Consider the following 18,980-nt stretch of genomic DNA (forward strand, 5'->3'; position numbering starts at 1 on the left):
CATGCCCGAGCTGACTCCGCCGATCAGCGCGCAGGTCTCACGGCTGGCCGAGACCGAACCCGACGCGCCCGCGATCACCTGCGAAGGCGTCACCCTCACCCGAGGTGAGCTCGACGCGTCGACCAACCGGCTGGCCCGCGCCTACGCCGAACTCGGTGTGCGAGAAGGCGATTACGTCACCGTGGTGTTGCCGAACTCCATCGAGTGGGTGCAGGCGGTGCTGGCGACGTGGAAGCTGGGTGCGATCCCCCAGCCGCTCTCTCCGAGGCTTCCCGACACCGAACTGACCGGGCTGCTCGAACTGCGCCCCCGCGCCCTGGTCGTCGGTCGCGCCGACCCCGCCGGCCGAATCGCAAGCGTGCCTGCAGGTTACGTGCCAAACCAGAGCCTGTCAGCGGCAGCATTACCCGAGAAGGTGTCGCCGGTGTTCAAGGCGATGGCATCGGGCGGCAGCACCGGCAGGCCCAAGCTGATCGAGGCGGGCAACGACAGCCGCTTCCCGCCGATGGTGGGTTATCCCCTTGGGGCGCAAGAGGGTGACGTCAACCTGATCTCGGTGCCGATGAGCCACAACACCGGCTTCACGACCTTCGCGATCGGGCTGGTGCAGGGCCATCACCTGGTGATCATGCCGCGGTTCGAACCGCACGAGTTCCTCCGGCTCGTGACCGAACACCGCGTGACGTTCCTGACCACGGTGCCGACGATCATGCAGCGCCTGATTCCGGTCTACCGGGCCGACCCCGATGCCTATGACCTGTCCTCGATCCGGCGGTTCTGGCATGTCGGGGCGCCGTGTCCGCCCGCGGTCAAGCGCGCCTGGATCGAGATTCTTAAACCGGATGTGCTATGGGAACTATACGGCGGCACCGAATTACAGGCGTTGACGTTCATCTCGGGAAGTCAGTGGTTGGCCCATCCGGGCTCGGTCGGTGTCGTCGTCGCCGGAGAGATGAAGGTGCTCGACGACGACGGCAACGAGTGCCCGCCCGGCGTGGTCGGCGAGGTCTACATGCGGCCGTCGCCGGGCAGCGGACCCACCTACCGCTACGTCGGCGCGACGGCGAAATCGCGCGACGGCTGGGATTCGCTGGGCGACCTCGGCTATTTCGATGCCGACGGCTTCCTCTATCTCAGCGACCGGCGGGTGGACATGTTCACCGTCGGCGGCCGCAACGTCTATCCCGCCGAGATCGAGTCGGCGCTCTCCGAGCATCCCGCGGTGCTGTCGTGTCTGGTGGTCGGCGTCCCCGACGACGACCTCGGTCAGGTGCCGCATGTGCTGGTGCATGCCGACGGTGGGCTCGACGCGGCGACCGTCGTCGCCTTCCTGTCGGAGCGGCTCGAGCGCTACAAGGTGCCCCGCACAGTCGAGTTCACCGATGACCCGCTGCGCGACGACGCGGGCAAGGCGCGCCGGTCCGCGGTCCGCGACCAGGTAATCGCGCGGCGCGCGGCGCATTCGAGCTAGCGCGCGACGGGTTCGGGCACGCTGGTGGTCGACGAGTCCAACGGCGGCACCGGGCGGGCGTATCGATACTCCCAGCGCCGCAACGCTGTTCGGCACGGTGACTCCACCAGCGCATAGCTGACCGCGGCGATCGCGAACCCGAACACGACCGTCAGCACCAGCACCACCGGCATGTGGCCGTTGAACGCGAACTCGCCGATGACCGGGAACACCATCGCGAGCGCGGCGAGGTGCCAGATGAACAATCCGTAGGACCATCGCCCCAACGTCACCATCGTCGTGCTGCCCAGTACCCGGTGCGAGGTGTCGGGGCGGTCGAGCACGAGCGGAGCGAGCAGTGCGCCGGCGACCACGGCCCCCATCGCGATCTTGACGACGAACTGGCTGACGGTGCCCGGCGTGAGGCCCTCGGGGCCGGCGATCGGCGAGGCGGCGACCAGGAACGCCGCGACCGCGATGACCGCCATCAGGACGCGCCGCCGGGCCAGTCGGTGCGGCCATCCGACCCGCGTGACGGTCAACTCGGCGAGCAACATGCCCGCGGCGAACCAGGAGAAGAAGGCCGGCGGCCAGTTCAGGTGGTTCACGCCGGCCGATGTCGCAATCGGCAGCACCGCCCACCCTAGGCTGGCGAGCGCCGCGGCGGCGATGACCGGAATGCGGGCCCGCACCGGCACGCGTCGCACCAGGAGCGCAAGCAGCGGCAACGCCATGTAGAACGCGACCTCGACCGACAGGCTCCACATCTGCGTCAGCCCCGCGGTGAGCGTCAGCGGCACATAGATCTGGGTCAGGGTGAGATTGGCCAACCATACGGTCAGGTCCGCTTTGGCCTCCGGCAACAGCGACAGGATCACCACGACCGCGATGAGGTATCCGGGCATGATGCGCACGATCCGGGAGCGCAGGTAGTGGCCGGTCGGCGGGGTCGGCCGCAGCCCGCGCGCCGCCGAGGCGTGCCCTCGCCACAGCAAAAAACCCGAGAGGGCGAAGAAGAGCGCCACCGCGAGATCGAACCGGCCGAACAGCCGTCCGCTGACCCCGCCGGTGTGGCCGGTCTGGAACGCCACGTGGGTGACGACGACGCCGACCGCGGCGCAGGCGCGCATGCCCTCCACCGCAGGCAGGAACCCGCGGGTTCCGCCCACCTGCTCCTCGCGCGTCTCGCCGGCCACCGCAACTGCCACGAAATCAGTGTGCCCGGTGAAGCCGAAGACGGTGACCACGGGTCGGCGGATGCGTCTGGACCGACGACGACCTTAAATTGTGCTGTTAGGGTCAAACGGGTTTCTGCGGGCATACCGCAGGTGAAGGAGGCACGGTTTGAACCGCGCAGTGGCGCTGCGGATTGCGGCTTGCGGGATCTTGGGGCTGGGTGCCGCCCTGTTGATCGCCGCGCTGTTGCTGTCCACCTACACCCACAGCAAGATCGCCAAGATTCCGCTGGACATCGATGCGACGCTGATCAGCGACGGCAGCGGCACAGCCTTCGACCCGGCATCGCTGAACAGCGAACGGTTCGTCGTCGACCGCGACGTGCCGATGGTTCAGCAGGAGCAGCTCACCGTCGAGTCCCCGTCGAACGCCGACGTGGTGACGCTTCAGGTGGGCTCCACGCTGCGCCGCACCGACAAACAGCAGGAGGCCGGCCTGCTGTTGGCGCTTGTCGATACGGTGACCGTCAACCGCAGCACCGCCGAGGCGGTGTCCAGCGAGAGCAATCCGGGCGGTGCGGTGCAGAAACCGCGCGCCATGGAGGACGACAAGCCGCCGACCAACATCGCGCTGCCGCACGAGGGCCTGGCCTACCGGTTCCCGTTCTACACCGAGAAGAAGACCTATTCCGTCTTCGACCCGATCGCGCAGAAGGCGTTCGACGCCAACTACGACGGCGAAGAAGACGTCAACGGCATGACCACCTACCGGTTCACCCAGAACGTCGGCTACGACTCCGACGGCAAGCTCGTCGAGCCGGTGAAGTACGCGTCGCTCTACGAAGACGACGCCGACAGCGAGGTCACCGCCCGCGCGGCGATGTGGGGTGTGCCCGGTGAGCCCGACGAGCCGATCACGATGTCGCGGTACTACGCCGCGCAGCGCACCTTCTGGGTCGACCCGGTGTCGGGGACCATCGTCAAGAGGGACGAGCACGGCTACCACTACTACGCCCGCGAGCCGCTCAAGCCCGAGGTCACGTTCGTCGACTACAACGTCGCGTTCAACGAGGAGACCGTCGAGTCCCAGGTCACCAGCGCGAGCGACGAGCGGGACCGAGTCGCGCTGTGGGGCCGCATCCTGCCGATTACCTTCACCGCGATGGGGCTGGTGCTGCTGGTCGGCGGCGCGCTGCTCGGCTCGTTCAGCCTGCGCGCGGAGTCCGCGCTGATCGACCCCGGTCTCGACGAGGCCGACCACGGATTCTTCGACACCCAGGGCATCAAGGTCCCGGGAGCCGAAGCCAAGACCGAGAAGATCCCGACATCTCGACCGACCGACCTGCCCCCGGACAGACCGGTCTGATCGGGCGGTCGGTCGTGGGACCGGCCTATGCGTTGGTGCTCATCCTTGTGGTGACGGCACCGTTGCTCGCGCCCGGGTATCTGCTGTTGCGCGACGCGGTGTCCACGCCGCGGTCGTATCTGTCCGATGCCGCGCTCGGACTGTCCGAGGCCGCACCGCGGGCCCTTCCGCAGGACTTCTTCATGGCCGTCGTGTCCTCGGTGGTCGACGGGGGGGTGGTGGCCAAGGCGCTGCTCGTCGCGGGACTGTGGCTGGCGGGCTGGGGCGCGGCGCGGTTGGTGGCTGCGGTGGTTCCTGAGTCGGGGCTCGCCGGTCAATGCGTGGCGGTGACAGTCGCGGTATGGAACCCGTATGTCGCAGAGAGGCTGCTGCAAGGGCACTGGAGCCTGCTCGTCGGCTACGGATGCATGCCGTGGGTCGCCACGACGGTGCTGCAGATGCGGCACTCGGCGCGGCGGATCCCGGTGTGGGCGTTGGCCTTCTGGTTGGCACTGGCCGGGCTGACGCCCACCGGGCTGATGCTGGCGGCGACCGTCGCGCTCGTGTGCGTCGTCGCGCCCGGCGAAGGATGGGGGCGGTGGCGGTGTGCGGGCGTGACGATGGCCATGACGATGGTCGCGGCGTTGCCGTGGCTGGTCGCGGCGACGGTGTCGCGGTCGTTGGAGTCGTCGCAGGCCGACGGCGTCGTCGCGTTCGCCGCGCGCGCCGAACCGGGCCTCGGAACGCTGCTCAGCTTGGCCGGGCTGGGAGGCATCTGGAACGCCGATGCCGTATCGCCCTCTCGCACAACACTTTTCGCGATCGTGGGCACGGCGGTGTTGCTCGGCGTGGTCGCCCTCGGCTTACCGGTCGTGCTGCGCCGACCGACGGCCGTACCGCTGATGGTCCTGGCCGGGTTCGCCGTCGCGGTGCCCGCGCTGATGGCCACCGGGCCCGGGCTGGTCCTCGTCGAGGCGGCGGTACGCGCCGTGCCCGGCCTGGGGGTGGTCCGCGACGGACAGAAGTGGGTGGCGTTGGCGATGCCGGGCTATGCGGTGGCCGGCGCGGCGGCGGTGGTCTTCGCCCGACGCTGGTTGCCGACGGCGGCGACCGCGGCACTCTGCTGCGCCGCGCTGATCGCGACGTTGCCGGACCTGGCGTGGGGCGTGGGTGGCCGCGTCACGGCCGTGCAGTACCCGCCGGGATGGGCGAAGGTGGCCGCGATCATCAACGCCGACCCGCGGACGGTCGCGGTGATGCCGATGGGCAGCATGCGCCGTTTCGAGTGGGCCGGTGAGGCTCCTGTGCTCGACCCGCTGCCCCGGTGGGTGCGCGCAGACGTGTTGACCACCGGCGATCTGCACATCGGCGAGCGGACGGTGTACGGGGAGGGTCAACGCGCACGCGACGTGCAGGAGATCCTCGTCGAGAGCGCCGACCGGCAACTGCTCGCCGATGCGGGCGTCGGGTGGGTCGTCGTCGAAACAAGCGGTCCGACAGAGCGTTTGCCCCTGCCCGTGGCCTACACCGACGAGGACCTCACGCTGTATCGGGTGGGCGGATCGTCGCCGCAGGCCGACGGTCGGGCCGTGGTGGTGGCCGCCCATCTGGCGTGGCTGGCGATGCTGCTCGGCGGTGCGGGCGCCCTGGTGGCGCGACGGTTGAGCAAGGGGCCGCCGCGGGTCAAAGCACCTCACCGTCGATGACCTCGCCGTCGCCGGCGGAACAGAAATGTCGGTGGGCGATGGCATACTCGAACACATGTTCGATACGACGAGCGACGCGGGGTTGGTCGACCTGATGGGCCAGGCGCAGCGCGCCAGCCGGGTCGAGATCGCACGTCAGCTGTTGGCTATCGGGCATTTCAGCCTGCGCCGCGTTCCCGAATGTGACGGCGAGAACGACGACAAGGTGGTCGATGACTGGGAGGTCGTGGCTGCCGAGATCGGTGCCGAACTCGGCATCAGCCGCGGACGGGCCTCGTCCATGATGAGCTCGGGCCAGGCCCTGATCAAACGGCTTCCCAAGGTGGCGAAGGTGTTCGCGGCCGGTGAGATCGAGTGGCAGGTGGTCAACATGCTGATCTACCGCACCGACCTGATGGTCAGCGAGGACGCCTGCGTACTGATCGACGCGATCTTCGCCGACCGGGCCGCCCAGTGGAACCACCTGTCGTACAACAAGCTCGTCGAGGTCGTCGACTGGCTGGTCCTTCAGATCGACCCGGACGCGGTGCGCCGAGCCAAATCCCGTGACGACGACCGTCATTTCGATGTCATGCCTGGCCAGTACGGAATGGCCGACATCGTCGCCTGCCTACGCGGCGTCGACGGGGTGGCTTTGAGTCAGCGACTCGACGCGCTGGCCGCCACGGTCTGCCGGGAGGATCCACGAACGCATCGCCAGCGCCGGGCGGACGCAATCGCGGCGGTGCTTGCCCACGAGGACGCGATGGCGTGCCTATGCGAACGACCTGACTGTCCCGCCACTGGCAGGACGGCAACTACCGTTTTGGTCCATATGCTCGCCGAGCGGGACACCGTCGAGGGCACCGGCACGACACCGGGGTACTTATCCGGATTGGGTCCGGTTCCGGCGTCGACCGTCGCCGAGGTGGCGCGCCACGCCAAGCGGCGCCCCGTCGAGATCCCGGACGACGCAGCACCCGAACCGCAGTACCGTCCCTCGACCGCGCTTGCCGATTTCGTTCGCTCCCGCGACCTGACCTGCCGGTGGATGAATTGCGACCGTCCTGCCTGGCGATCCGACATCGACCACGCCGCGCCCTGGCCCTACGGGCCCACCCATCCGTCCAACAACGCCTGTTTCTGCCGGCTGCACCACCTGATGAAGACGTTCTACTGCGGACCCGGCGGCTGGATCGTGCGCCAAAAACCCGACGGCACCGTCATATTCACCAGCCCGACCGGGCGCATACACACCACTACTCCGTTCGGAGCGATGCTGTTTCCACAACTCGGCGCTTCCACCGGCAGGCTTCACCTGCCCGAGATGCCGGCACCGACACCGGGACGCGGAATCTGCATGCCCACCCGCCGACGCTCCCGCCGCCAGAACCGCGAGCGGCACATCCAACGCGAACGCGCCCTCAACGCCACGATCCGAGCGGAAAACACCACGCCGGCCACCCAGACTTTCGACAGCTTCTACCCGTTGGGCACCGGTCCGCCGACCGATCCGAGAGTTCTGCTGGACGATCCGCCGCCGTTCTAGCACCCGAGGGGGACGGTTCGATGACGGTGAGCGTCGCGAAGGCTAGACCACGCCGCTGACGTAATGGCCGCGGTGCACCGCCTCCAGCACAGTGCGCATCGCCTCGGCGCTCTGCTGCCAGGAGAACTCGCCGCAGCGGACATGTGCCTTGGCTCCGAGTTGCTCGCGCAGCACGTGATCGGACAGCAGTTCAGCCAAACCGTCGACCAGACCGTCGAAGTCGTCGACCAACACGCCGGTCACGCCGTCGACGATGGAGTCTGTCAGCCCACCGGACGACCGGTAACCGATCGTGGGCACCGAATGCTGGCCGGCCTCGATGACCGCCAGCGCCCAGCCCTCCTTGCGCGAGGGCAGCACGTGCACCCACGCCTCTTGCAGCACACGGTGTTTGGCTTCGTCGTCGATGTGGCCGTGAAACCTCACCGCATCGGAGATGCCGAGCAGGGCGGCGTGTTCGACGAGCCGCTGCTCCCACCAGCCGCCGCCCACGACGTCGAGCGTCAGCCCTGGCAAGCGCGGCCGCAGCGCGGCGACGGCCTCCAGCGCGTCCTCGATCTGCTTGTGCGGCACCAGACGTGACAACACCACGACCCGCGGGGCCGGCGCGCGCCTGGGGGCCAACGTCGAGGCCGGCGCCTCGTCGAGCCCGTTGCGCACCACCGCGATCTGTCCGGGACGCACGCCCAACGCGGCCAAATCACGCGACGACGGCAGCGACACCGTGACGTACTGGTTGCGCCGGTGCGCCCGCGGCGAGAGCCTCGACTCGACGAACCAGCCGATTCGGCCCTTCACCGGTCCGGCCACCGGCCATTGCTCGCGGTGGCAGTGGTGCACGAGCACAGCGACGCGCCGCCCGTAAGCCAGTCGCGCCATGAACGGGATGCCGTTCTGCGTGTCGATGACCACGTCGGGTCGCGCGCGCCGCAGCGGCCCGAGCCCGATGCGGGCCAACACCATCGACAGCCCCGCCCAGATGTAAACGGTGTGGCGCCCGCCGCCACGGCTGACGCGGACTCCGTCGACGACCTCGCGACGCGCGGCTCCTGGATAGCGCGCGGTGCGCAGTGTGACCTCGACGCCCGATGCGGCCAGCTGCGCGCCGATGCGCTGCAGGTAGGCCTCGCTGCCGCCACCCTGTGGGTGGTCGGTGTCGCGCCAGCACAGCAGCAACACCGATCGGAGCGGACGGGCAGACATCGGCAACAGCGTAGTCGGATCGCGTCGCTGCGTAGTCTTCGGTTCCATGCCAGTCACCGACCGGTTCGCCGAGCGGGCAACGCTGTCGCGGTCGCTGCGCCTGCTCGCGCAGTTCCGCTTCGAGCAGAGCGACCCGGCACGGTTCTACGGCGCTCTCGGCGAGGACACCGCCGAGATGGTCGCCGACCTGTGCCTGGCCACGGATGGATCGACGCCGGCCGGGCGCACGGTGCTCGACGTCGGCGGCGGACCCGGTTACTTCGCAGAAGCGTTCGCCGACAAAGGTTTTCAATATATCGGGGTCGAACCGAATCCGGCCGAGATGCACGCCGCTCCGGGGACGGTGACCGCGAGCACCTACGTGCGGGCATCCGGGACGGCCTTGCCGATCGCCGACGACAGCGTCGACATCTGCCTGTCGTCGAACGTGGCCGAGCACGTGCGACGGCCGTGGCGGATGGGCGCAGAGATGCTGCGGGTGACCCGGCCCGGCGGGCTGGTGGTGCTGTCGTACACGGTGTGGCTGGGCCCGTTCGGCGGGCACGAGACCGGGCTGTGGCATTACCTCGGCGGCGCCCGCGCCGCGCGCCGATACACCCGCAGGCACGGCCATGCGCCGAAGAACAACTACGGTTCGTCACTGTTCGCGGTGTCGGCGGCCGACGGCCTCCAGTGGGCGGCGAGCACCGGCGCCTTGGTCGCCGCTTTCCCCCGCTACCACCCGAGATGGGCGTGGTCGCTGACGAAGGTGCCGGTTGTGAGGGAGTTCCTGGTGAGCAACCTGGTGCTGGTTCTTCGGGCATCGTGAGCGGCCGACTGCAACAGGTTCTACTTCCGCGGCTTCCTAGGTAGTGTGACGGTCATGACACAGAGCACCGCATATCGCACCGAATGGGACCAGCTGTTCATCGGCGGCAGGTGGGTCGAGCCGGCCACCTCGGATGTGATCGAGGTGCATTCGCCTGCCACCGGTGAATTGGTGGGCAAGGTGCCGCTGGCGTCGGCCGCCGATGTCGACGCGGCCTGCGCCGCCGCCCGCAAGGCGTTCGATGAGGGCCCGTGGCCGCACAAGTCGCCGCAGGAGCGTGCCGCGGTGCTGGCGGCGGCGGTCAAGCTGATGGAGGAGCGCGGCGACGAGCTGAAGTTCCTGCTGGCCGCCGAGACCGGTCAGCCGCAGACCATCGTCGACATGATGCAGTACGGCGCGGCGATGTCGTCGTTCCAGTACTACGCGGGTGCGGCCGACAGGTTCCCATGGAAAGAGATCCGCGACGGCATCTACGGCCAAACCATGGTCGTGCGCGAACCGATCGGCGTGGTCGGCGCCGTCACCGCGTGGAATGTGCCGTTCTTCCTTGCGGCCAACAAGCTCGGCCCCGCACTGCTGGCCGGCTGCACCGTCGTGCTCAAGCCGGCCGCCGAGACACCGCTTTCGGTGTTCGCGATGGCCGAGATGTTCGCCGAGGCCGGCCTGCCCGAAGGAGTGCTCTCGATCGTCCCGGGCGGCCCCGAGACCGGTCGCGCGCTGACCGCCAACGACCAGATCGACAAGTACACGTTCACCGGCAGCTCCGCGGTCGGCAAGGAGATCGCGAAGATCGCCGCCGAGAAGCTCAAGCCGTGCACGCTCGAGCTGGGCGGTAAGTCCGCCGCGATCATCCTCGAGGACGCCGATCTCGATTCCACCCTGCCGATGCTCGGGTTCTCGGGTGTGATGAACAGCGGGCAGGCCTGCGTCGCGCAGACGCGCATCCTGGCGCCGCGGTCGCGCTACGACGAGGTCGTGGAGAAGATCGCCAACTTCATCGGCGCGATGCCGGTCGGCCTGCCCGACGACCCGAACGCCGCGATCGGCCCTCTGATCTCGGAGAAGCAGCGCGACCGCGTCGAGTCCTACATCAAGAAGGGCGTCGACGAGGGTGCGCGCCTTGTCACCGGCGGCGGCCGCCCGGAGGGTCTGGACAACGGCTGGTTCGTGGAGCCGACCGTGTTCGCCGACGTCGACAACTCGATGACGATCGCCCAGGAGGAGATCTTCGGACCCGTGCTGGCGGTTATCCCCTACGAGACCGAAGAGGATGCGATCCGCATCGCCAACGATTCGGTGTACGGGTTGGCCGGCTCGGTGTGGACCACCGACAACAAGAAGGCTCTGGAGGTCGCGTCGAAGATCCGCACCGGCACCTACGCGGTCAACATGTACGCATTCGATCCCGGCGCCCCGTTCGGCGGCTACAAGAACTCCGGCATCGGCCGCGAGAACGGCCCAGAGGGCATCGAGGCCTACGTCGAGCACAAGAGCGTGCTGCTGCCGTTCGGCTACACCCCCGAGGACTAGAACGCGTCCTCGGGCACGTCCATCGCGTCGAGGCCGATGGTCTCGATGATGCCGCGCGCAGAGGTCAACAGCGGCAGCATGTGCTCGGCGAAGAAGTTCGCCGCTGCGACCTTGCCGGTGTAGAACGCGCGGTCGCTTCCCGAGACGTCGCCGTCCAGCGCGGCCAGCGCGATCTCGGCCTGGTGCAACAACAGCCAGCCGATCACCAGATCGCCGACGGCGAGCAGGAACGGCACCGAGGCCAGGCCGATGCGGTACAGCTCGCGCGGGTTCTCCTGCGCCGACACCAGGTATCCGGTCAGAGCCGCGACCATCGCCTGCACGTCCTGCAGCGCGGTGGCCAGCCGGGCGCGACCGTCGGCGAGCTCTGCACGCGCGAGGTCACTGCGGACGAACTCCTGGATCTGACCGGCCAGGTGCGCCAGTGCGGCGCCCTGGTCGCGGGCGATCTTGCGGAAGAAGAAATCCTGCGCCTGGATGGCGGTGGTGCCCTCGTACAGGGAGTCGATCTTGGCGTCGCGGATGTACTGCTCGATCGGATAGTCCTGCAGGAAGCCCGAACCCCCGAACGTCTGTAGGGATTCGGTCAGGCACTGGTACGCCCGCTCCGAACCCACGCCCTTGACGATCGGCAACAGCAGGTCATTGACGCGCCCGGCCATCTCGGCGTCGGCTCCGGACACGATCTGCGCGACGGGGGGATCCTGGTGCGCGGCGGTGTAGAGGTAGAGCGCGCGCAGCCCTTCGGCGTAGGACTTCTGCGTCAGCAGCGCCCGGCGCACATCCGGGTGGTGCAGGATCGTCACCCGTGGCGCGGTCTTGTCGGTCATCTGGGTCATGTCCGCGCCCTGCACCCGGGTCTTGGCGTAGTCGAGCGCGTTGAGATAACCCGTCGACAACGTGGCGATCGCCTTGGTGCCCACCATCATTCGGGCGTACTCGATGACCTTGAACATCTGGGCGATGCCGTTGTGGGAGTCGTTGACCAGCCAGCCCACGGCGGGCACACCGTGTTGACCGAAGGTCAGCTCGCATGTCGCCGACACCTTCAACCCCATCTTGTGTTCGACGTTGGTGACGAAGACGCCGTTGCGCTCGCCGAGTACACCGGTCTCGGAGTCGAAGTGGAACTTCGGCACGATGAACAGGCTCAGACCCTTGGTGCCCGGTCCCGCGCCTTCGGGGCGGGCCAGCACGAGATGCACGATGTTCTCGAACAGGTCGCCGGCGTCGCCGTTGGTGATGAACCTCTTGACGCCGTCGAGATGCCATGTGCCGTCGGGCTGTTGGACGGCCTTGGTGCGTCCGGCGCCGACGTCGGAACCGGCGTCGGGTTCGGTGAGGACCATCGTCGCGCACCAGTCGCGCTCCACCATCAGCCCGGCCCAGTGTCGCTGCTGTTCGTTGCCGATGTTGTAGAGGATGTCCGCCATCTTCGACCCGGCCTGGTAGATGAACACCGCCGGATTGCCGCCGAGGACGAACTCGTTGATCGCCCATTCCACGGCGGCCGGTGCCGCCACCCCGCCGATGTCCTCGGCCATCCCGACGCGGAACCACTCGCCTTGCTGCCAGGCCTTGAACGACTTCTTGAACGGCTCGGGCAGCGTCACCTCATGGGTCGCCGTATCGAACGTAGGCGGGCGCCGATCGGATTCGGCGAACGACTCGGCGAGCGGGCCCTCGGCCTGCCGTGCCGCTTCGTCGAGCATCTGGCGCACCGAATCGCCGTCGAGCTCGCCGAACTCGCCGGTCGCCAGCGCCTTGTCGAGACCCAGCACCTCGAAGAGGTTGAACTCGAGATCCCGCACGTTGCTTCTGTAGTGGCCCATGACGAGCGCCTTTCGTTCGCGTGGAGCCGAGCGTAGCCGTCCGATCGCGCCGCGACCTGCACTTCAGCTCAGGTCCCCGACTCCGATCGGATTATGGTCTTGCCCATAATCGGGTCCTGCGGGTCGGTGAGGTCGACGGGCTCGACAAGTGCATCTAGCTGCGCTGATCGCGTCGAGCGCTGTGATGTGGAATACATTGATTGCTCCTGGGTGTTGCGCGTTTTATGCTGCTCGTCATAGCCAGGGAGGCACCCGATGTGGGTCATTGAAGTCAACGTCGCCGGATACCGGTTCACCCATCGCGTGCACGACCGTCGGGTCTTTCGATTCAGCCCCCGTACGCTCGGTTGGCGTCCGGCGCACCTGCGTCGCACGCCCGCAGCCTGACCGCCCCATTGGAGGTTGACCTGTCTTCCATCGGGACGAAGACCGCCAACAAGCGCGGTTCGACGCGCACCAAGATGCTGGTCGCCGCAGTCGAGGTGTTGCGGGAGCGCGGCGCGGCAGGCGTCACGATCGACGAAGTGCTCGCTCGCAGCGGTGCTCCGCGCGGGTCGGTGTACTACCACTTCCCCGCGGGCCGCAATCAGATCCTGCGCGAGGCGCTGAGCTACGCCGGTGACGCGATCACCAAGGAGATCGACGAAGCGGCCGCCAAGGGCGGAATGCATCTGGTCCGCAACTTCGTGGCGTTCTGGGAGGAAATGCTCGTCGAGAGCGACTTCGTGGCCGGCTGTCCGGTGGTGGCGGCGGCGATCGGTTCGGCTGCCGAGGAACCGCAGTTGACCAGCGTGGCGGGCAGCATCTTCGGCCACTGGCGTGACGCGCTGACCCGCGCGTTCGTCTCCGACGGTTTCGACGAGTCCGACGCGGCCTCCCTTGCGATCACCTGCATCGCGGCGCTGGAGGGCGCGGTGGTGCTGTGCCGGTCGACGCGCTCGGTCGACCCTCTCCACGATGTCTCGCAGCAGGTCGAATTCCTGATCAGGTCAAGGGATTTCATCCGCCGCTACGGCGTGCCCGACCGTAACTGAGCCGAGCGCCATCGCGCGCAGACGAAGTCCCTGTTCACCGCCGCCTCGACCAGTTCCCATTCCGAACGGATCGGCAGCACCGGCGAACCCGCGCCGAGCGAGCACGGCGCGTAGCTGACGATCATCTCGTCGATGAGATCCGCCTCGACGAACTGTCGTGCGGCATCGCCGCCACCGACCACCCACACGTCCCTGTCCGCCGCGGCGGCGAGCAGTTGGGGGTGCAGATCGGCGACGTCGCCGGCGAACGCTTGCACATCGTGTCCGCGCTCGACGATGTGCGGTCGCCGCGTCAACACCCAGGACGGTTGCTCGTACATCCAGTCACCGGGATGGTTACGCACGATCCATTCGTAGGTCGCCGAACCCATCACCACGGCGCCGATCGTCGCGATGAACTCGTCGTAGTGGAACGGTCCGTTCCGGTCGATGTCGCGCGATGTCAGCCAGTCCAGGCTGTCGTGTTCGTCGACGATGAACCCGTCCAAACTGGACGCCGTGTAGTAGACCGTCGCCAAATCAGTTGCCCCTCATCCACTCCAACGGATCGCCCATGCGGACGTCGATCCCGTGGTGGGCCAGCATCGTTCGGGCCAGTCCCCGCCGGTGGGCTGCGTACTCCAACACGTGGGCGACGATGCCGTACAGCTGAAACGATTCGGGCGGATCGCACAGCGCGTCGATGACGGTGTCCCCCATCCGACCGTCGGCGGCGTACTCGGAAACCATTGTCGTCCAGCGCTTTGCGATGTCGTCATGGTGTCGGGCCAGCTGCGCGGCGGTGGTGGTTTCACCTCGGGTAGCCGAGCGGTCCGGGAAGTCACGTCCTTCGATCGTGGCCAGCCACACCTGCTTGGTCCAGACGATCGCACCGAGCACCGCTCCGACGCTGGGTTCGGGACCGTCCCAATCGAGGACCACCTGCCCGGGCGAAATCTCCTCTCGCCATTGCTCTTTCGTCAGGGCACTCGCACGGTCGATCAGATACGCGGTGTCGGCGACGTCGTGCGCCACCATCAGTTGGGAGATGTCGGGCTCCTTCGCGTCCCCGGCGTTGTCGAGCCACAGCGAGTGCGGCGGGTGGAAGTGAAGGCCGTTGGGCGCGGTCACCCGGAATTCGACGTCGGCGGCCCTCGACGGCGGCACACCGAAGGTGCGTCGGAAGGCGCGCGAGAACACCTCGGCCGACGACCATCCTTCGTCGGCCGCGACGGCAGTCACGCGCTCACCCTGCTGCAGTCGCCACGCTGCGCGTTCGAGCATGATGCGGCGGCGCATCGCCGCGGGCGACTCGCCGGTCAGGCGGCGCACTTCCCGCGAGAAGTGGAATTCGGAGGCGTGCGTGCTGCGGGCCATGCGATCCACACCGCTGTTGTCGGCGGCGACGACCGCGTCGAGCAGTTCGCGCAGGCGGTCGCGGCGCGATTCGGTGGTCACGATCACTGAGTATGGTCGCGCCGCGGGCGTAAGAACATGACGATTCCTGCTGCGTTCAGCTGTCCAGCACCTCGTGGACTCGGGCTTCGATGTCGCGGTGGTCGCCGAGGTCGGTCAGATCGATCCCGAAGCGGCCGGTCAGTTCGGCGAGGACGTCGGCGGCGGAGTCGAGGCGCACTCGTTCGGTGTCTCCCCCGCTGTGGATGGCCAGGTTGCGGCCGCGCAGGTTCCACCGCGCGTCGTCGGTGACCAGTGCCACCGACAGACCGGTGACGAATCCCGACTCGGGAAACGTTGACACGTACCAACTTCCGACCTGCAGGTCGATCTGCGGCCGCGGGTGGGTCTCGAACGTGTACAGCGGCTGCCACTGTCCACGGATCTCGGCCTCCAACAGGAAGCCGTCGTCGTGCTCGCGCAGCCGGTAGGGCTCGTGGCGCGTCGACTGCACGGGCCCGGCTTCGAGCCGGATCGGCGAGGTCAGCGTCTGCCCGCCGAATCCGACGTCGACCAACCACGGTCCGTCGTCTGCCGGGACACGCACCGACAGCACCTGATGCGTCTGCGCGGGAAGTGCGCCCGACTGGTTCATCCACACCACCCGGCCCGCGAGCCGCTGCACGCCGTAACCCAGCGTCTCGAGCACGTAACCCATCAAGCCGTTGTGCTCGTAGCAGTAACCGCCGCGGCGACGGCGAACGAGCTTGCGGGCCAGCGCGCCCGCACTGAGATCGACGACGGGAATGCCCAGGAGCGGGTCGAGGTTCTCGAACGGAATCGACCGGTTGTGCGCCGCCACCAGGGTGCGCAGCGTGGACAACGTCGGCTCCGTCGAGCCGATGTACCCGATCCGGTCCAGGTAGGCCGCCACGTCGAGCGCGGCCGTCACGTCGGTTGCCATGCCCACATCTTGCGACCTCAACGGCCGTTCAGGTCAACCATCGCCGTGTGGCGGCGAGACTCCGCGCGGCAGCGCAGCCCAACCTACGGCTTGCCGCGGGCCGGCGTCTGGTTCGCGACGCCGTGCCGAAGGGGGGTGTTGGCCTGCGCGGCCGTCGACTCCTGCACGGGCGAACCGCCCGCCGTACCGCTCACCTCGGGCGCGTTGCTCGGATCACCGGACGATGGCTCGGCGCCATGGGTCAACTCCTTGAGCCGCGCGTGCAGCACCTCGAGCACCGGGACGCGGTTGCCGTGCGCGGTCTCGTGGTCGAACACCGCCCGCAGCGCGGGCTCGTCGAGCGCGCGGATGCGGTGCCGCAACTCGGTCAACGGCAGCTGGTCGTAGTCGGTGATCGGCAGGTCGTCGCTCTGCGCCATGCGCTGTCTCCTTAGAGGTGGGGTAGGCCGTCGGTCGGCGAGGGCATCGCTGTCCCCGGGCCGTCGGCGCGTCTGCGATAAAGGGCGATCACCGCGGCGACCGCTCCGATACCGGCGAGCGCCAGCGTCGGCCACATCGCGGCCTGCACCAACCACACTCGTCGCTGCACCTTGAAGATGCGCTTCTGCGCGTTCCGCGCTCGGGACAACGTTTCCACGTCTAACGGTTGCCCCGGGTGGCGGTTATGAAACCCGTTACGTTCCCGTCCACTTCGGCGCCCGCTTCTCGGCGAATGCGATCGCGCCTTCTTTGGCGTCGTTGGACATGAAGACCGGTCCGAAGATTTCGACCTGCTTCTTCCACATCTCCTGGGAGTTCCAGTCGCGCGACTCGACGATGATCCGCTTGGTCGCCGCCACCGCGAGCGGACCGTTGGCGGTGATCTTCTCGGCGAAGGCGATCGCCGCCTCCAACGCCTGACCCGGTTCGGCGAGGACATTGACCATGCCGAGGTCGTGGGCGCGCTGCGCGGACAGGCTCTCACCGGTCAACGCCAGTTCCATCGCGAGGCCGTAGGGAAGCCGCTGCGGCAACCGCAGCAGCCCGCCGCCGCCGGCGACTAGTCCACGCTTGACCTCGGGGATGCCGAATGCGGATTCCTCCGACGCCACGATCAGGTCGGTGGCCAGGGCCAACTCGCAGCCACCGGCGAGGCAGTATCCCTCCACCGCCGCGATGAGCGGCTTGGCGGGCGGGCGCTCGGTGAAGCCCAGGCCGCGGCCCTCGATGGCCACGTTCTCGCCGCGCGCGAACGCCTTGAGGTCCATGCCCGCGCTGAACGAGCCGCCGGCTCCGGTCAGGATGCCCACCGACAGGCCGGCATCGCCGTCGAGCCGGTCCATGGCGTCGGCGAGGCCGCGGCTGACGTCGGCGTTCACCGCGTTGCGGGCCTGCGGGCGGTTGATGGTGATGATCAGGATGCGGTCGCGCTGTTCGACGAGTACTACGGGTTCAGTGTTGTCACTCACGCGGCTGATCGTAACGGCCCGCGGATGGGATCATGCGGGCGCAGCGGGCGCGTGCACGCCGATCTCGGCGACGGCCGCACGGTTCTGGCCGTCGGCGGTGCCCAACTTCGTAATCCACACAACCACCCGCGCGACCGGTCGCGGGTCCGTCACGGGAATCCGCGTCACACCGGGCTCCACGGGTGTGGCTGGCGTGAGCTCGAAGGTGTCGGTCAGCGCCCTCGGGTCATCGGGCCTGTCGGTGCCGCGTACCTGGATCAGCGAGCCTGCGCTGTTCTGGTCGACGGTGACCGCGGTGATCGGGGTGGGTTCGCGCAACGAGATGAGCAGGCCCACGCCGGGTTTGAACTTCGGGAACGGATCGGCGTCGTAATAGCGGTCGGTCGACCATGCGGTCTCGGGCTTGGCGTCGATCGCCAATCCGGCATCGCCGGGGCTGTCCGGAGATCCGTCGGGAGAGAAGACCGTCGCGGCCTCCAACGGGATGCGGTCGCCGGGAGCCAGTCCGCGCACGGTCTTGGTCTGCTCGGGCGGTGGGGGCGCCGCGGTCGTCGTCGGCACCAGCCCGAGCTTGTCCGCATCCATCGCGACGTTGTCGTCGTTGGTTTCCAGCAGACCGTTGAGCGAGGAGCCCAGCGCCAGCATCGCAACCGCGACGATGGCCGCCGCGGCACCGAGTCCCGTGCGCAGGATGGTGCGGCGGGCCGCCTCCTTCTGTTCCTCGGGTCCGAAGTTGCGGAATTCGGCATAGCGTCCGGTCTTGGCAGTCGGCAGCGGTGGCATCACCCGGTGAGTCGAATCCGCGTCGGACGCCGCGGCCTGCTCCAGCAATATGAGAAGCGTTGCAGCGCTGTTGATTCCACCGTTATCCCGCAGGAGCGCCGAGGTGGTTGTGGAGATCAGGAAGGGGATCCGGGGATCGACTTCGGCCGGCTCCTCGGGTTGGGCCGTACCGTCCGGCCACTGGCCGAGCAGCAGCGTGTACAGGACGCAGCCGATCCCTCGCAGATCGGTCTGCGCGGTGGCCTCGGGAAGGATGGCGGGAAATGCCAGCGCCACCTGTTCGTCGGCACCCACCCGCAACCGCGCGGGATCGTCGACCGACAGCACGAGGCCCGCACGGTGTGCTGCCTCGGTGGCTGCGGCCAACGCTCGCGTCATGGCGGCGACGGACTCCGGCGCCTGCCCCTCGTCCGCGACCTCACGGAGGCTCTGTCCGGGGAGCCAGTCGGACACCACGACGCCGAAGGCGCCCGTGTGCAGCACCTCGAGCACCGGCGCGATACCCGCTGTGTCGAGTCCACGAAGCCGGATGGTGCGCGCGAGGATCTCGTGGACGAACTCGTCGGGCAATTCGTGCGCAACGTCGACGACGGTCAGCGCGACATGCTGGCCCGAGGCGATGTCGAGCGCCTGCCAGAATTCCAGCAGCGGGCGGCTGCCGTGCGCGGCAAGCAGCCGGTAACGGCCGCCGATCGCCATGCCCGGGATCAGTCGTTGACTTGTCGCCATCGCTCCGAACTTGCTCAACGGTCACGGTCCGCCGTCCGCTGCGGGGGGGACCCGAGCCGACCCGATTGTCG

General features: G+C 68.2%; 17 protein-coding genes. 7 read left to right on the forward strand and 10 right to left on the reverse strand.

Annotation, left to right across the window (positions count from 1 at the left end):
- Position 1 precedes the first annotated feature (1 nt).
- Complete coding sequence (locus tag AAHH99_RS15370; RefSeq protein ID WP_418769358.1) at positions 2 to 1,471, forward strand: AMP-binding protein; 1,470 nt, start codon at positions 2 to 4, stop codon at positions 1,469 to 1,471.
- Here the strand turns inward: AAHH99_RS15370 and AAHH99_RS15375 are convergent.
- Entirely contained in the window at positions 1,468 to 2,580 is a 1,113-nt protein-coding gene (locus AAHH99_RS15375; RefSeq protein WP_418769649.1) for an acyltransferase family protein, read from the reverse strand. The genes AAHH99_RS15370 and AAHH99_RS15375 overlap by 4 nt on opposite strands.
- Before the next feature lie 214 nt (positions 2,581 to 2,794).
- On the opposite strand from AAHH99_RS15375, the gene AAHH99_RS15380 reads away from it, so the two are divergent.
- The 3 genes from AAHH99_RS15380 to AAHH99_RS15390 are packed head-to-tail and all read left to right on the forward strand — an operon-like array spanning position 2,795 to position 7,204.
- Positions 2,795 to 3,991: a DUF3068 domain-containing protein gene (locus AAHH99_RS15380; RefSeq protein ID WP_418769359.1), complete on the forward strand. Its 1,197-nt coding sequence runs from the start codon at positions 2,795 to 2,797 to the stop codon at positions 3,989 to 3,991.
- Positions 3,992 to 4,005: 14 nt separating this feature from the next.
- Entirely contained in the window at positions 4,006 to 5,676 is a 1,671-nt protein-coding gene (locus AAHH99_RS15385) for a hypothetical protein (protein WP_418769360.1), read from the forward strand.
- A gap of 55 nt (positions 5,677 to 5,731) precedes the next feature.
- Positions 5,732 to 7,204: a 13E12 repeat family protein gene (locus AAHH99_RS15390; protein WP_418769361.1), complete on the forward strand. Its 1,473-nt coding sequence runs from the start codon at positions 5,732 to 5,734 to the stop codon at positions 7,202 to 7,204.
- 42 nt (positions 7,205 to 7,246) lie between these two features.
- Here AAHH99_RS15390 and AAHH99_RS15395 read toward each other — a convergent pair whose 3' ends face one another.
- Positions 7,247 to 8,407 (reverse strand): glycosyltransferase family 4 protein, encoded by a 1,161-nt coding sequence (locus tag AAHH99_RS15395; protein ID WP_418769362.1) that lies wholly within the window; start codon positions 8,405 to 8,407, stop codon positions 7,247 to 7,249.
- 46 nt (positions 8,408 to 8,453) lie between these two features.
- Between AAHH99_RS15395 and AAHH99_RS15400 the strand changes: the two genes are divergently transcribed.
- Together AAHH99_RS15400 and AAHH99_RS15405 are read left to right on the forward strand one after the other, a co-directional pair.
- Positions 8,454 to 9,215 (forward strand): class I SAM-dependent methyltransferase, encoded by a 762-nt coding sequence (locus AAHH99_RS15400; protein WP_418769363.1) that lies wholly within the window; start codon positions 8,454 to 8,456, stop codon positions 9,213 to 9,215.
- Between the two features lie 54 nt (positions 9,216 to 9,269).
- The gene (locus AAHH99_RS15405) at positions 9,270 to 10,745 is read left to right on the forward strand and encodes an aldehyde dehydrogenase (RefSeq protein WP_418769364.1); all 1,476 of its coding nucleotides are present in this window, start codon (positions 9,270 to 9,272) and stop codon (positions 10,743 to 10,745) included.
- On the opposite strand, the gene AAHH99_RS15410 is transcribed toward AAHH99_RS15405, so the two are convergent.
- Complete coding sequence (locus AAHH99_RS15410) at positions 10,742 to 12,577, reverse strand: acyl-CoA dehydrogenase (protein WP_418769365.1); 1,836 nt, start codon at positions 12,575 to 12,577, stop codon at positions 10,742 to 10,744. The two genes, AAHH99_RS15405 and AAHH99_RS15410, sit on opposite strands and share 4 nt — an antisense overlap.
- A 461-nt stretch (positions 12,578 to 13,038) precedes the next feature.
- Between AAHH99_RS15410 and AAHH99_RS15415 the strand changes: the two genes are divergently transcribed.
- Positions 13,039 to 13,611, forward strand: a complete 573-nt coding sequence (locus tag AAHH99_RS15415) for a TetR/AcrR family transcriptional regulator (RefSeq protein ID WP_418769650.1) — start codon at positions 13,039 to 13,041, stop codon at positions 13,609 to 13,611.
- Here the strand turns inward: AAHH99_RS15415 and AAHH99_RS15420 are convergent.
- From AAHH99_RS15420 to AAHH99_RS15450, 7 genes are all read right to left on the reverse strand, one after another.
- Positions 13,587 to 14,129 (reverse strand): dihydrofolate reductase family protein, encoded by a 543-nt coding sequence (locus tag AAHH99_RS15420; RefSeq protein WP_418769366.1) that lies wholly within the window; start codon positions 14,127 to 14,129, stop codon positions 13,587 to 13,589. The two genes, AAHH99_RS15415 and AAHH99_RS15420, sit on opposite strands and share 25 nt — an antisense overlap.
- A gap of 1 nt (position 14,130) precedes the next feature.
- Complete coding sequence (locus AAHH99_RS15425; protein ID WP_418769651.1) at positions 14,131 to 15,051, reverse strand: helix-turn-helix domain-containing protein; 921 nt, start codon at positions 15,049 to 15,051, stop codon at positions 14,131 to 14,133.
- 52 nt (positions 15,052 to 15,103) lie between these two features.
- Positions 15,104 to 15,949 carry an arylamine N-acetyltransferase family protein gene (locus tag AAHH99_RS15430; protein ID WP_418769367.1) on the reverse strand — a complete coding sequence of 282 codons (846 nt, stop codon included), beginning with the start codon at positions 15,947 to 15,949 and terminating at the stop codon, positions 15,104 to 15,106.
- Positions 15,950 to 16,032: 83 nt separating this feature from the next.
- Entirely contained in the window at positions 16,033 to 16,368 is a 336-nt protein-coding gene (locus AAHH99_RS15435; RefSeq protein ID WP_418769368.1) for a hypothetical protein, read from the reverse strand.
- Between the two features lie 11 nt (positions 16,369 to 16,379).
- The gene (locus AAHH99_RS15440; protein ID WP_418769369.1) at positions 16,380 to 16,577 is read right to left on the reverse strand and encodes a hypothetical protein; all 198 of its coding nucleotides are present in this window, start codon (positions 16,575 to 16,577) and stop codon (positions 16,380 to 16,382) included.
- A gap of 46 nt (positions 16,578 to 16,623) precedes the next feature.
- Positions 16,624 to 17,406: a crotonase/enoyl-CoA hydratase family protein gene (locus AAHH99_RS15445; protein ID WP_418769652.1), complete on the reverse strand. Its 783-nt coding sequence runs from the start codon at positions 17,404 to 17,406 to the stop codon at positions 16,624 to 16,626.
- A gap of 21 nt (positions 17,407 to 17,427) precedes the next feature.
- Positions 17,428 to 18,909 carry a protein kinase family protein gene (locus tag AAHH99_RS15450; RefSeq protein ID WP_418769370.1) on the reverse strand — a complete coding sequence of 494 codons (1,482 nt, stop codon included), beginning with the start codon at positions 18,907 to 18,909 and terminating at the stop codon, positions 17,428 to 17,430.
- Between the last annotated feature and the right edge of the window lie 71 nt (positions 18,910 to 18,980).

The organism is Mycobacterium neumannii, assembly GCF_048452905.1.
In the GTDB taxonomy this organism is placed as follows: Bacteria; Actinomycetota; Actinomycetes; order Mycobacteriales; family Mycobacteriaceae; genus Mycobacterium; species Mycobacterium neumannii_B.